Raw genomic sequence first — 11,867 nt, 5'->3', positions numbered from 1 at the left:
CCCGCCCCTTGTGCTTGCTTCAGAATCGTTGGCTCCCCAATCCAAAGGAGACAAGTCATGAGGGATCTTCGCTCGTTCATTGTGCTTGCGACGCTTTGCGGGAGCGGCCTTGCGGCCCTTGCGCAAACGCCCCCTCCGGCGGAAGAGCCCGGTTGGGCCAAGGGGCGACCGAAGGCGAACGACTCCGCCATGAAGATGGCGCCGGTGCCGGCCTTCCCCATCCCCACGGCAGCTGACAAGCTGCCCACCGCCAAGTTCAAGCTGCCCCCCGGCTTCAAGGTGGAGACCTGGGCCTCGGGCATCCTGGATGCGCGCGGCCTGCGCCAGGGTCCGAATGGCAACGTGCTGGTCAGCTCGCTGTTCGTCGCCAACAAGGTCTACGTGGTCCCGGAGCAGGGCAACCGCCAGGCCAAGGTGATCATCGACAAGATGCCGTTCGCCACCGGCATCGAATACAACAAGGGCAGCCTGTTCCTCGCGACGAACGAAAAGATCTACCGCTGGGACAACGTCGACAACCGGCTCGACAAGCTCGGCGAGCCCAAGGTGATCTACGACAAGCTCCCCGGCGGCGGCGACCACAGCTGGAAGTTCCTTCGCATCCGGGACGACAAGCTGTATTACGCGGTCGGCGCGCCCTGCAACATCTGCGACCCGGGCCAGTACGCCAAGATCTACCGAATGAACCTGGATGGCAGCAACATCGAGACGATCGCCTCGGGCGTGCGCAACACGGTGGGCTTCGACTTCGACCCGAAGACGGGCGACATCTGGTTCACCGACAACGGGCGCGACTGGCTGAGCGAGGAACTGCCCAACGATGAACTCAATCACGTGACCAAGCCGGGACAGCAGCACTTCGGCTACCCGTACTGCCACCAGGGCAACCTGCCCGATCCGGAATTCGGCTGGGGCAAGTCCTGCGACGACTACGTCAAGCCGGCCGCACTGCTCGGTCCGCACGCGGGCTCGCTGGGCCTGACTTTCTATCGCGGCAAGATGTTCCCCGCGAAGTACCAGGGCGCGATGTTCATCGCCCGTCACGGCCCCTGGAACCGCACCAAGAAGTACGCCGACATCTCGGTCGCCTGGCCGGACGGCAAGGGCGGTGCCAAGGTCGAACCCTTCATGACCGGCTTCGTCGAGAACAACGGCTACCTGGGCCGTCCGGTGGACTTCCTGGTGCTCAAGGACGGATCGATGCTGGTGAGCGACGACCACGCGGGGGCCATCTACCGCATCAGCTACGGGAAGTGATGTTGCGGGGCGCTGCAAGCCTGATGTCTTGCGCTGCGGCGCTGGCGCTGGCGGTGGTTTCTCCGGGCGCCGAGGGCCAGCAGAAAGCCCCCGGCGCCCGGGGCGCGGCGAGTGGCCCCAAGGCCGCCGCCAAGGCCCCGGCCGCGCCGTCCTACGCGCAGCGCTTCGCCGGGCTGTGCGCGACCTGCCATGGGGCCAATGGGCGCAATGACCAGCCGCTCACGCCGGTGCTGGCCGGCCAGCCTTCGCTCTATGTGATCACGCAGCTGTTCCTGTTCCGCGAAGGCCGCCGCGGCAACCCCGACATGACGGCCGTCGGCAAGACCCTGACCGACGACGACCTGCGTGGCTTCTCCGACTTCATCGCGACGCTGCCGCCCGTACCTGCCCCAGCCCCCGCCACGCCACCCGACCCGGTCCGCATGGCCAAGGGGCGCGCGCTGGCGGAGCAGCACAAGTGCGTGTTCTGCCACGGCGCCGATCTCGGTGGCGGCCAGCAGGTGCCACGCATCGCCGGCCAGCATGAGGACTACCTTCGGACAACCCTGCGCGGCTTCCAGTCCGGTGCCCGCCCGGGGTACACGCAGGCGATGACGTCGGCGGTCAGCCAGATCCCGGTGGCCGACCTGGACGTGCTGGCGTACTACGCGGCACGGTTCCCGGTCGCGTCCGGGGCGCCGGCCGGAAAGTAAGCGGATCGGCTTCGCGCGTCCCTTGCCGGGGTGGAGCCCAGCCGTTGAATAATCGGCTGGACCTTCATTCAGACCATGCATATCAAGGACGTCGACCTCAACCTGCTGCGCCTGTTCGACGCGGTCTACCGCACGCGCAACGTCAGCCGCGCGGCCGAACTGCTGGACCTCACGCAGCCCGCGGCCAGCCAGGGCCTGGGCCGGCTGCGCTCGCTGGTCCACGACCCGCTGTTCATGCGCAGCGCCGGCGGGATGCAGCCCACGCCCAAGGCGCGGCGGCTGGCGGGGCCGGTGAGGCAGGCCCTGGCCACGGTGGAGCAGGCGCTGGGCGACATGGCGGGATTCGATCCGGCGCAGTCCACCCGCACCTTCCACATCCACATGAGCGACATCGGCGAGGGCCGTTTCCTGCCCGAGCTGATGGTGGCGTTGCGCGAGCGGGCGCCGGGGCTGCGCATCGAGACGCGGCCGGTGCCGCGCGAGCAGATCACCGAGGCGCTGGACGCCGGCCGCATCGATTTCGCTTTCGGCTTCCTGCCGGTGGTCAAGGACACGCAGCGCATGAAGCTGCTGGAGGACCGCTACGTCGTGCTGCTGCGCGAGCGCCATCCCTTCACGCGCAGGCGTCGCACCGGCAAGGCCCTGCTGGCGGCCTTGCGCGAGCTCGAGTTCGTCGCCGTGCGCTCGCATGCCGACACGCTGCGCATCGTCCAGCAGATGCGGCTGGAAGACCGGCTGCGGCTCGTCACGGAGCACTTCATGGTGCTGCCCTCGATCGTGAAGGCCACCGACCTGGCGGCGATCATGCCGCGCAACATCGCGCGCGGCTTCGAAGGGGGCTATGCGATCGTGGAGCCGGCGTTCCCGCAGCGCGACTTCGCGGTCGCGCTGCACTGGAGCAAGCGCTTCGAGGCCGACGCGGGCAACCGCTGGCTGCGCGGAGTGATCGAGGAACTGTTCAGGAACTGAGGGCGACGCGCCGGCGGCGGTCGCTGCGCCATTGGCGGTAGGCGCACATCGCATCCGGACCGAGCTTCAGCTGCACCGCGGCGCCCAGGCCCACCTGCGCGTCGAGGGCGGGCGGGCTTTCGCCGTCCCAATGCAGCAGGGCGAGCGCGAGTTCGATGGCGGAGACGAGGTCGTCCTCGCCCTCGGCATGCAGGCGGCCCTGCGCTTCCAGCAGCAGGCGCTGCAGGAAGGCCAGCTCGGTCCTGGCGAGTTCCACCCGGGATGTGTCCATGGCCGCAGCTTCGCGCGCCCGGCCAGGGCCACCTGTCGACGCGCAGCGGTTCGTCGCCTAGGACGAGCGCCTGCGGGGAGTGCTACTTCGGCTGCAGCTTTTCCAGGCGGGCAGCGGCTTCGCGCTTGCCGATGCCGCGCAGCGCGGCGATCGCTTCCAGCTGCCGGGCACGCGGGCGGGATTCGCCATGCTCCCACTTGTAGACCGACTGGCCGGAGACGCCGAGCAGGGCGGCGAACTCGGCGGCCGAGAGGCCCAGCTTGTGCCGCTGGGCGGCCAGGCGGGTGGAGCTGAAGCGGCGCGGCGTGCCGTTTTCCTGCTCGTCCTCGCCGGACGGGCTGCTGCGCGCGGTCGTCTTGCCCACGCGCTTGAGCTGGCGCTCGAGGTCGTCCACCCTGCGCCTCAGGGCCGCGATCTGGGTCCGGTAGTGGGCCGAAGCCTTCTTGAACTCCTCCGTCTGCACGCGCACTTCCTTGCGGGCGATGCGGGCGATCTCGTCCTTGAGGACGGCTGCGATGTTCGGCATGTCAGGTTCTTGATGGCCGGTTGCTGGCGTTGGGCTGTCGCCGTCGCCGGTCGTGGCTCCCTGATGCCATCATAGTCGGGCTGGACGGAACCGGCTGCGACACAATCCGACCATGCCCCAACTCGAGCTCGCGGTGATCGACGTGCGGCCGGGTGCCGCCCTGGAAAGCCAGTCGGGCCTGCAGCTGCTGCGCCCTCGCATCTACGGCGCCTGGATGCAGCCCGCCGGTCCGAAGCGCGCGGCCGCGATCGTGATGCACCCCACCAGCAACTTCATGGGGCACTACCTGATCGCGCCGCTGGCCGCGCGCGGCGTGGCCTGCATGGGCCTGAACTCGCGCTACAGCGGCAACGACACCTTGCTGCTGATGGAGCGGGTGCTGCAGGACCTGGGTGCCGGCGTGCAGTTCCTGCGGGCGCAGGGGTACGAGAAGATCGTGCTGGTCGGCAACTCGGGCGGCGCCTCGCTCTCGGCCTTCTACCAGGCGCAGGCGGAGCAGCTCACCATCGAACGCATGATGGATGGCGACCCCGCGGGACTGTCGCCGGCGGACCTGCCGCCGGTGCAGGGCCTCGCCCTGTGCGCGGCACACGAGGGCCGCTCCACGCTGATGCGCAACTGGATCGATCCCTCGCTCACGGACGAACACGACGGCCTGTCGGTCGATCCGGCGCTCGACATGTACGACGTGCGCAATGGCCCGCCCTACGGCCACGCCTTCCTCGAGCGCTTCCGCAATGCCCAGCAGGCGCGCTACGAACGCATCGACCAGTGGGTGGGCGAACGCCTGCACCGCCTGCGCGGCGAACCGGGCAACCCGCGCGACGAGGTGTTCGTCGTGTACCGCACGCATGCCGACCCGCGCTTCCTGGACCTGTCGCTCGATGCGAATGACCGCGCCGTGGGCAGCGTGTGGGGTGCCGGTGCAGCCGGCGCCCGCGCGGTGAACTACGCGGCCAGCCAGATGGGACGCATCACGTCGCTCACGGCCTGGCTCTCCCAGTGGTCCCCGCGCAGCCGTGCCGATGGACCGGCGAACCTGGCGCGCACTTCAGTGCCCGCGCTGCTGTGCACCTACACCGCCGACCCATCCACCTTCCCCAGCACCCGGGCCGCCTGGATGGCGGCGGGGGCTGGACGCCTGCGCAACGTCGACATCCACGGCGGCAACCACTATCTCGCCGGGCAGCCGCAACTCGTCGATGAAACCAGCGAAGTGATCGCTGACTGGATCCTCGCGCTTTAGCGACATTGCAACACTGACTACAGCCGTGTCGACTTCGTCCTACATGGCTCGACAGCACGCCCTTCTAGCATCGCCCCGCTGAACGGAGGTCTTGATGGAAGTGGATGTACCGCTGAGCGGTCCCGGCGCCCTGTACCCAAACTGTGGGCCGGGCGAGGTGGCGTTGATGGACAGCTCCGAGGCGGACGGCGCCCCCCATGGCCAGCTCGATCCGGGCGCCGCGCTGGACTGCGTGCGCGTGGCGTTCTGGCAGGCCTACCGCCACCTGTTCCCCGCGCATTCGCTGGCCGCGCAGACGCCGCAGGGCGCCGTGGTGATCTCCTGGTCGGTGCACGACGAGCCCGGCGCCATCTATCCCTACGCCACGCCGGTGCTGCTGCGCATCGACCCGTCGCTGCTCGATGCGCTGTGGCGCTGCGATGCGGCGCACCGGCTGCGCATCGCGCGGCACCACGAACCCACCGTGCGCGAAGGCCTGCGCGGCTACGACCCGTTCGCGCAGTTTCCCAACGCCCGGGTGATCCCGATCGGCTGAGCCTCAGCGCGGCGCGAACTGCAGCTGCGTGAAGCCGAGGTGGTGCATCACCTCCCGCACGATCACCAGGGCCGCCATCACCTCCGCACCCGCCAGCGCGGGGTCGCTGCGGGCCGGACGTCCTTGTGCAATGGCGGCGGCGCGGTCGAACAGCGCTTCCAGTTGGTCGCGCGTGCGCGCCTCCGCCAGCGGGGCGAGCACCGCGCTGTCGGCCGCCGATGCCACCACGCACAGCATGGCATCGGCCGGCAGCACGCGGTGCAGCGGCATCACGACGTCTTCCACCGCTTCGATCGCCGCTTCCAGCTCCTGCGGCTGAGGCGGATCGTGGCGCAGCCACTGTTCGCGCAGCAGCGCGGCGCCCAGCGGCAGTGTGTCGGTGAGCGCTCGCCCGTCCAGGCTGAAGCGGGACGTGCGCGCGCCGAGTTCCAGCGTGATCATGGCTGGCGCAAGCGCTCGACCAGCAGGTCTTCGGCCTGCCGGTTGATGCCGTGGCCGAGACCGGGCAGCACGTCCAGCGTGACGCCCGCCTTCAGTTCTTCCAGGCGACGCGCCGCCGCTTCGGCCTGCGCCGCCGGGATCACCGGATCGGCCGCTCCGTGCAGGAAGTGGACGCGCGCGGCCGGCGCTTCCTGCGGCAGTTCCGCATAGCGGCCGGACAGCGCCACCACGCGCGCGGCCACGGCCGGTCGTGCATGCGCGGCCTCCAGCGCCATGATCGCCCCTTGCGAGAAGCCAACCAGCGTGGTGTCGGCAGGCGCGACGCCCAGGCGCTGTTGCCAGTGCCGCACCGTGTCCAGGAAGCGCGGCAGCGTGGCCGCGACGCGCTGCGGCCGGTTGACTTCGGTCACGCCGAGCACGGAAAACCATTGCAGGCCGCGGCCGAGATCGGAGTCGTCGGGACCGGGAACGCTCACCACCGCGGCCTCCGGAAACTCGTGCGCCAGCCGCGTGCCCAGCGGCGCGAGGTCGTGCTGCGAGGCGCCCACCCCGTGGAACAGCAGGAACAGCGCCTTCGGCGCGGCGGGTGACTGCAGGACCAGGGCCTCGCTCATCGTGCCTCCGTGGCGGCCGGCGCGGAAGCACCGTACAGGTAGGAATCCATCGAGAGGACGCCGTAGGTGATGCCGCCTTCCAGCGTCTTCACCTCCTGTTCGTCCGAGGCCGCGCCGGCGGCCACCAGCAGCGGCAGGAAGTGCTCCGGCGTCGGGTGGGCGCGTTGCGCGTGCGGCGCGATGCGCAAGGTCTCCTGCAGGCGCTGGTCGTCGCGGGCTTCGACGGACTGGCGCACCCAGGCGGCGAACTCCCGCGCGTACTCGGCTTCCTGGCCGTCGTCGTGCATGCGGAACTCGTAGAGGTTGTGGGTCATCGAGCCGGAGCCGACGATCAGCACGCCCTCGTCGCGCAGCGGGCGCAGCGCCTGGCCGAGGGCATAGGCCTGTTGCGCGCTGAGCGACGCCGGCAGCGACACCTGGAACACCGGCACATCCGCATCGGGGTAGAGGAAGCGCACCGGCACCCAGGTGCCGTGGTCCAGGCCCTGGCCCGGATCGGCCTCCGCCGGCCAGCCGGCGGCGCGCAGCACGTCGACCGTGCGCGCGGCCAGCTCGGGGTGGCCAGGGGCCGGGTACTGGATGCGGTACAGCGCGGGATCGAAGCCGCCGAAGTCGTGCACCGTGTCCGGCTGCGCCGTGGTGGCGACGCGCACGCCGCGCGTCATCCAGTGCGGCGACACCACCAGCACGGCACGGGGCCGCGCCAGTTGCTCGCCCACGGCCGTGAGCTGCGGGCCCAGGCGGCCCGGTTGCAGCGCGAAGGTCGGAGCGCCGTGCGAGAGGAAGAGGACAGGGGTGCGGGTCATGGAGGTTCCTTGCCAGGCCGACTTGCGGCCACGCCTTCAATCTAAAGGCCGCGCTGCCAAAGATAAACGGGATCCGGCGGCATGCACTGTTGCATGGCGCAAGACAATGGTCGTGCGTGGCTCAGCCGGCGTCGCGCGAGGCGTTCACCTGGCGCAGCAGCGCCCAGGCCACCCCGCCGAGCACCAGCACGCCGACGGCGAGCACGGCCCACAGTGTCGCCGTCTTCGTGTCGACGCCGCGCGGCAGCCAGGGCGTCCACCAGCCGGTCGCCGGCGCCGTGCCCTGCGCCGCGGAGATCGTCGCCAGGGGCAGCGATGCGATCGGTGTGCTGGTGGTGGCAGCCAGCATGCCCAGCGGCAGGGCCGCCGCGGGGGTGGACGCGCGTCCCGCCGCGAGCGTGTAGGGACCGGCGTCGCCGGCCGGGAAGACCACCTCCAGCGGCTCGAACAGCACGCGTGCCTTGAGCGACACGCCGTCGAGGCGGGCGCCGTGGGTGGCTTCCGCGCGCAGCCAGCGCACCGAAGCATCCGCCAGGCCCACGGGCAGGTTGCTGCTTCCTGGCTGCCCGGCGGCGCCCAGCCGGTACACCAGGGGCGAGGCAAGCAGGCGCCAGGGCTCCGACGGCTGGTTGCGCCCCAGCACGCGCAGGGGAACGATGGTGTTGTCGTTCGGCGTTCCCAGGTCCAGGCGGGCGATCGGCGTGGCGAAGCCCAGCTGCCATTCCAGCGCCGACGGCCCGTCGGCGACCGGCGCCGGCAGGTCCACGGCGACGTACGCAGGCTCGGGCAGGGGTGCGCCCAGCAGGCCCACCAGCGCGTCCAGCTTGACGCCGTCCTGGCCGCTCCAGTCGACCCGCAGATAGCGGTCCTGCAGCGCGAGAGGCGCCTGCAGTTCCAGCCGGTCGTTGGCCGGCGCGCCTTCTCCCTCGAAGCGGAAGACGCGGCCCTGGACCCGCACGGGAGTCCAGTTCGCCAGGTCCGGGCTGGTCGCCAGCGTGAAGCGCACTGGCACGTTGGCTGGAATGCCGGCGCGCACGATGAAGGCCGTGACGGGTTCCTTCTGCGCGCGCGTGTCGAACAGCGCGGCCTGCAGCGGCTGCGCGCCGGCGGGTGCCGGCTGCGCGCCGTCCTGGCCGAGCTGCACCCACATCGTGCGGCTGTCGCCTTTCTCCTCCACCCGCAGTTGCACGGCGCCCTTGGGGCCGGGCTGCCCGGGCTGCGCGGCATAGAGCGGCAACGCCGGGAAAGCAGAGGTCTGCTGGCGCGAAGGCGCGGGCGGCAAGGGCGGCCGCGAGAGGGCGAAGGGCACCAGCCGGCCCTTCCGGTCGAACAGGCGCAGGTCGGCGGCATCGCGCGACTGCAGGCGCGCCAGCGCATCGGCCGGAACGGCGGCGCGCAGCAGCCCCATGTGGCCGGCCGCGTCGAGGCTGGCGCGCCAGCCGAAGGCCTCCGGAGCCAGGGTGTCCTGCGCCTGCGTGAGCGATGCCGCCAGCATCCAGGCGGCGGCCAGCCAGCGGGGGGATCTCATGAAGCGGCTCCCTGCAGTTCACTGTCGGACGCGGGCGGGCGCGCGCGTTGCGAGGGCGGCAGCGGCGCGAGCCAGCCCACCACCAGCATCAGCAGGCCCACGGCGATGAACACGATGATGCGCTGCGAGCCGCCGCTGTTCGACAGGTCGATCACGAACAGCTTCAGCACCGTGAGCGCCAGCAGGCCGGCGCCCAGCATCCAGGGCGCGCGCAGGGCGCGCCGGTGCGAGGCCACCATCAGCGCGAGCGCGATCAGCGTCCAGAGGATCGAGTAGCCCGCCTGCACCGTGAAGGAGGCGAACAGGCTGTGCGCCTCCCAGGGCACCGCGGCGAAGTGGTGCGCCACGCGCAGCCAGACCGTGTTGACCGCGATGAAGGCGATCCCGGCGAGCAGCGCGACGGGCGCCATGCTGCGCGCGAACGAGGGCAGCGCCAGCCGGCTCGCGCGCACGGCCTGCAACCAGAGCGCGCACACCGCCAGCGCCAGCGCCACGGCGAGGTCGGTGGGATTGAGCAGCGGCACGTAGGGCAGCGGTCGCGCCTCGCCGGACGAGTACACCGCCACGAGCAGGGCGCCCGCCGCCAGCACGGCGGCCAGCGGCGCTGCGGCGCGCCAGGCATACGCCGGCAGGAAGCGGTCCAGCGGCCAGCGCCCCGCCGCATCCTGCTGCAGCCCGCGCCGGCACCAGGCGACCAGCCCGAGCAGCACGACGCTGCCGGACGCCAGCAGCAGCACCGTGGCCCAGGCGGTGCGCCACAGTTGCGCGCGGCCGATCGCGAACACCAGCAGGTTGGCCGCCAGCAGCACCAGCAGCCAGACACCGCCGGCATGCACCCAGGGCCACCAGCGTCGCGGCGCGCCGGCATCCAGGCGGCGCAGCATGTGCAGCTGCAGCGCGATCGCGATCGGCCACACCACCCAGCCCGCGCCCTGGAACACGTGGTCGCGGTTCGCCATGCCCCACAGCGCGGTCAGCAGCATCACCGGCAGCGCGAACCACGCCGGCGTGGCGGCCACGGACCATGGAGCCGCGCGCCAGGGCAGGGCCAGCCGGTGCAGCGCGTAGGCGCTGAGCACCCAGCCCGCCATGCGCAGCATGTCCTGCTGCGCGCTGCTGAACACGGGCAGCAGCAGCCCTTGCGCGTCCTGCCGCACGCGATCGATCTCGATGCCCAGGGCGGCCATCCACCACAGGAAGCCGATCCAGAACAGCACCGGCGACAGCTTGTCCTCGACTTCGCCGAAGACCCGCGCGGCCGCGCCACGGTGCTCCGGCGCCAGCGGCGTGCGCGACCACCAGGCGATGGCAAGGGCCGCGCCGGCGAGCATCGCGGCGCCCAGGAACGCCGGATTGGCGAACGGCCAATCGCCTTCCGCGTAGCGCAGGCTCGAGTCCAGGAACAGCAGCGCGGCGAAGGCCTGGAGCGCGAGGCCGAAGCCGCGCGCGAGCCAGCGACCCTGCCGGCGGCCCATCCAGTACACGCCGGCTCCTTCCACGGCCCACACGGCGGAGGTCCAGCGGCCGTCGAGCGCCAGCGGTACCGCGAGGGTGATGAAGCCCAGCGCCAGCGCGACGAAGCACTCGGCCAGCCAGCGGTTCACCTGCGCGTCGCCGCGCCGGCGGCGCAGCATCGCCCAGCCGAGCGCCACGTACGCGGCGCCCATCGCCAGCGCGGAGAACGCCAGCGCATAGGGCATGTCGTGGACCAGCCCGGCCTGCAGGCTGAACGCGGCGATCGGCGTGCCGAACAGGAGCGTCGCGTCGACCGCCTTGCGCGCGGCCTGGCCATGGCGCAGCGCATAAGCCAGCCCGGCGGCCAGGTACACCACGAAGAAGGCGGCGAGGAAGGGCTCAGTGGTCGCGAACTGCTCCGGCCGGTACTTCAGCACGCCCCACAGTGTCGCGACGCCGAAGGTGGCGAAGAAGCCCAGCAGGTTGAGCGCGCGCCAGGCCCGCAGCCAGGCGATCGCCGCGATGGCGACGCCCAGCAGCAGGTAATAGCTGAACAGGCCGACGTGGTTGCCCTGGCCGGTGGACACCAGCACCGGCGCCGCGAAGCCGCCGGCAAAGCCGATGAAGGCCAGCGACTGCGCATTCTGCGCAAGCGCGATGACGGCGGAGAACAGGCACACCAGGCCCAGTGCCGCGAAGGCCGCACCGGCGGGCAGGAACTGGTACAGCCGGAAGGCCGCGAACACCGTGAGGTACAGCACCGCGATGCCCGCGCCCTGCAGCGTGAGCGCGTAGCCCCGTCGTTCCGCCTGACCGCGCATGCGCAGGCCGGTGACGAAGAGCCCGATGCCGGCGATGGCGATTCCGGCCAGGCGCAGTTCGGGCGGCAGCAATGCGTTCTCCACCGCGTACTTGGCGAGGAAGGCCAGCCCGAGGAACAGCAGCACGACGCCGATGCGCACCACCGTGTTGCCGCCCAGCAGCCAGTCGCGCGCGCGCAGCAGCAGGGCGGTGACGACATCGGGCTGCGGGGATGCTGCAGCCGCTGGTTTCGCGGGGGGAAGGGCCGCGGGTGTGGTGTCGGCGAACGCCGTGGACGGTTCCGTGCGCGGCACGGCGGAGGACGGGACCTCTGCGGCGATCGCCGCGGCCGCCAATGGGGCTGGTGCCGCAGTGGAAGGGGGCGTCTCCATGCGCGCTTCTGGTCGCGCCGGGGCGCGCGCCTGTTGCGTGGCGCCGGTCGGCTCGGCGCGAGCCCGCTGGCGCGCGAGCTCCGCGCGCACGGCCATGCGCAGCGTCCATCCGGCCAGTGCGCCGAACACGGCGCCGAGCGCGACGCGCCCGTCGTCGTTCAGGAAGTGTCCGGGCCACAGGTACCCGAACACCGCACCCCACGCGATTCCCCAGAAAACCATGGCAACCCCCTCGCTGATTGGCCGTGCGACTGTGGCGCGGCCACGCCCTTGTTCCCGGGCATTTCGGCGCAGTATAGGAAATCGCTACCGCCGGGCCCGCCGGCTTGACATC

Annotated in this window: 12 protein-coding genes; 5 read left to right on the top strand and 7 right to left on the bottom strand. The window is 71.3% G+C overall.

The features are described 5' to 3' along the window. The first annotated feature begins 189 nt into the window (after positions 1-189). The 3 genes from AC1DSA_RS08880 to AC1DSA_RS08870 all read left to right on the top strand — a co-directional run bounded on the left by AC1DSA_RS08880 (position 190) and on the right by AC1DSA_RS08870 (position 2,918). Positions 190-1,257 carry a PQQ-dependent sugar dehydrogenase gene (locus tag AC1DSA_RS08880; protein ID WP_477888173.1) on the top strand — a complete coding sequence of 356 codons (1,068 nt, stop codon included), beginning with the start codon at positions 190-192 and terminating at the stop codon, positions 1,255-1,257. 23 nt (positions 1,258-1,280) lie between these two features. Further along, on the top strand, positions 1,281-1,949 hold the full coding sequence (locus AC1DSA_RS08875; protein ID WP_477888171.1) for a c-type cytochrome: 669 nt from the start codon (positions 1,281-1,283) through the stop codon (positions 1,947-1,949). A gap of 75 nt (positions 1,950-2,024) precedes the next feature. Continuing rightward, entirely contained in the window at positions 2,025-2,918 is an 894-nt protein-coding gene (locus AC1DSA_RS08870) for a LysR family transcriptional regulator (protein WP_477888169.1), read from the top strand. Here the strand turns inward: AC1DSA_RS08870 and AC1DSA_RS08865 are convergent. Then, a complete protein-coding gene (locus AC1DSA_RS08865; RefSeq protein WP_477888167.1) occupies positions 2,908-3,189 on the bottom strand; it encodes a hypothetical protein in 282 nt (93 codons plus the stop codon). The genes AC1DSA_RS08870 and AC1DSA_RS08865 overlap by 11 nt on opposite strands. 82 nt (positions 3,190-3,271) lie before the next feature. Next, positions 3,272-3,715: a helix-turn-helix domain-containing protein gene (locus AC1DSA_RS08860; RefSeq protein ID WP_477888165.1), complete on the bottom strand. Its 444-nt coding sequence runs from the start codon at positions 3,713-3,715 to the stop codon at positions 3,272-3,274. A gap of 112 nt (positions 3,716-3,827) precedes the next feature. On the opposite strand from AC1DSA_RS08860, the gene AC1DSA_RS08855 reads away from it, so the two are divergent. Beyond that, complete coding sequence (locus tag AC1DSA_RS08855; protein WP_477888163.1) at positions 3,828-4,961, top strand: alpha/beta hydrolase family protein; 1,134 nt, start codon at positions 3,828-3,830, stop codon at positions 4,959-4,961. 166 nt (positions 4,962-5,127) lie between these two features. After that, on the top strand, positions 5,128-5,496 hold the full coding sequence (locus tag AC1DSA_RS08850) for a hypothetical protein (RefSeq protein WP_477888161.1): 369 nt from the start codon (positions 5,128-5,130) through the stop codon (positions 5,494-5,496). A gap of 3 nt (positions 5,497-5,499) precedes the next feature. On the opposite strand, the gene AC1DSA_RS08845 is transcribed toward AC1DSA_RS08850, so the two are convergent. The 5 genes from AC1DSA_RS08845 to AC1DSA_RS08825 all read right to left on the bottom strand — a co-directional run bounded on the left by AC1DSA_RS08845 (position 5,500) and on the right by AC1DSA_RS08825 (position 11,755). Continuing rightward, the gene (locus AC1DSA_RS08845) at positions 5,500-5,937 is read right to left on the bottom strand and encodes a hypothetical protein (protein ID WP_477888159.1); all 438 of its coding nucleotides are present in this window, start codon (positions 5,935-5,937) and stop codon (positions 5,500-5,502) included. Beyond that, a complete protein-coding gene (gene ypfH, locus AC1DSA_RS08840) occupies positions 5,934-6,551 on the bottom strand; it encodes an esterase (protein WP_477888157.1) in 618 nt (205 codons plus the stop codon). The genes AC1DSA_RS08845 and ypfH overlap by 4 nt, the downstream gene beginning before the upstream one ends. Further along, positions 6,548-7,357 (bottom strand): dioxygenase family protein, encoded by an 810-nt coding sequence (locus AC1DSA_RS08835; RefSeq protein WP_477888155.1) that lies wholly within the window; start codon positions 7,355-7,357, stop codon positions 6,548-6,550. The genes ypfH and AC1DSA_RS08835 overlap by 4 nt, the downstream gene beginning before the upstream one ends. A gap of 121 nt (positions 7,358-7,478) precedes the next feature. Then, the gene (locus tag AC1DSA_RS08830) at positions 7,479-8,885 is read right to left on the bottom strand and encodes a DUF3999 family protein (protein WP_477888153.1); all 1,407 of its coding nucleotides are present in this window, start codon (positions 8,883-8,885) and stop codon (positions 7,479-7,481) included. Further along, complete coding sequence (locus AC1DSA_RS08825) at positions 8,882-11,755, bottom strand: DUF2339 domain-containing protein (protein ID WP_477888151.1); 2,874 nt, start codon at positions 11,753-11,755, stop codon at positions 8,882-8,884. The genes AC1DSA_RS08830 and AC1DSA_RS08825 overlap by 4 nt, the downstream gene beginning before the upstream one ends. Between the last annotated feature and the right edge of the window lie 112 nt (positions 11,756-11,867).

This window comes from Ramlibacter sp. P4_H7, from assembly GCF_056400765.1.
This window is presented reverse-complemented; position numbering and strand designations above follow the sequence as displayed.

Bases quoted from the DNA above. Each gene is read 5' to 3' on its own strand.
- AC1DSA_RS08870 (WP_477888169.1), top strand. From the start codon at position 2,025: ATGCATATCAAGGACGTCGACCTCAACCTGCTGCGCCTGTTCGACGCG.
- AC1DSA_RS08855 (WP_477888163.1), top strand. From the start codon at position 3,828: ATGCCCCAACTCGAGCTCGCGGTGATCGACGTGCGGCCGGGTGCCGCC.
- AC1DSA_RS08850 (WP_477888161.1), top strand. From the start codon at position 5,128: ATGGACAGCTCCGAGGCGGACGGCGCCCCCCATGGCCAGCTCGATCCG.
- AC1DSA_RS08835 (WP_477888155.1), bottom strand. From the start codon at position 7,357: ATGACCCGCACCCCTGTCCTCTTCCTCTCGCACGGCGCTCCGACCTTC.
- AC1DSA_RS08860 (WP_477888165.1), bottom strand. From the start codon at position 3,715: ATGCCGAACATCGCAGCCGTCCTCAAGGACGAGATCGCCCGCATCGCC.
- ypfH (WP_477888157.1), bottom strand. From the start codon at position 6,551: ATGAGCGAGGCCCTGGTCCTGCAGTCACCCGCCGCGCCGAAGGCGCTG.
- AC1DSA_RS08875 (WP_477888171.1), top strand. From the start codon at position 1,281: ATGTCTTGCGCTGCGGCGCTGGCGCTGGCGGTGGTTTCTCCGGGCGCC.
- AC1DSA_RS08865 (WP_477888167.1), bottom strand. From the start codon at position 3,189: ATGGACACATCCCGGGTGGAACTCGCCAGGACCGAGCTGGCCTTCCTG.
- AC1DSA_RS08825 (WP_477888151.1), bottom strand. From the start codon at position 11,755: ATGGTTTTCTGGGGAATCGCGTGGGGTGCGGTGTTCGGGTACCTGTGG.
- AC1DSA_RS08845 (WP_477888159.1), bottom strand. From the start codon at position 5,937: ATGATCACGCTGGAACTCGGCGCGCGCACGTCCCGCTTCAGCCTGGAC.
- AC1DSA_RS08880 (WP_477888173.1), top strand. From the start codon at position 190: ATGAAGATGGCGCCGGTGCCGGCCTTCCCCATCCCCACGGCAGCTGAC.
- AC1DSA_RS08830 (WP_477888153.1), bottom strand. From the start codon at position 8,885: ATGAGATCCCCCCGCTGGCTGGCCGCCGCCTGGATGCTGGCGGCATCG.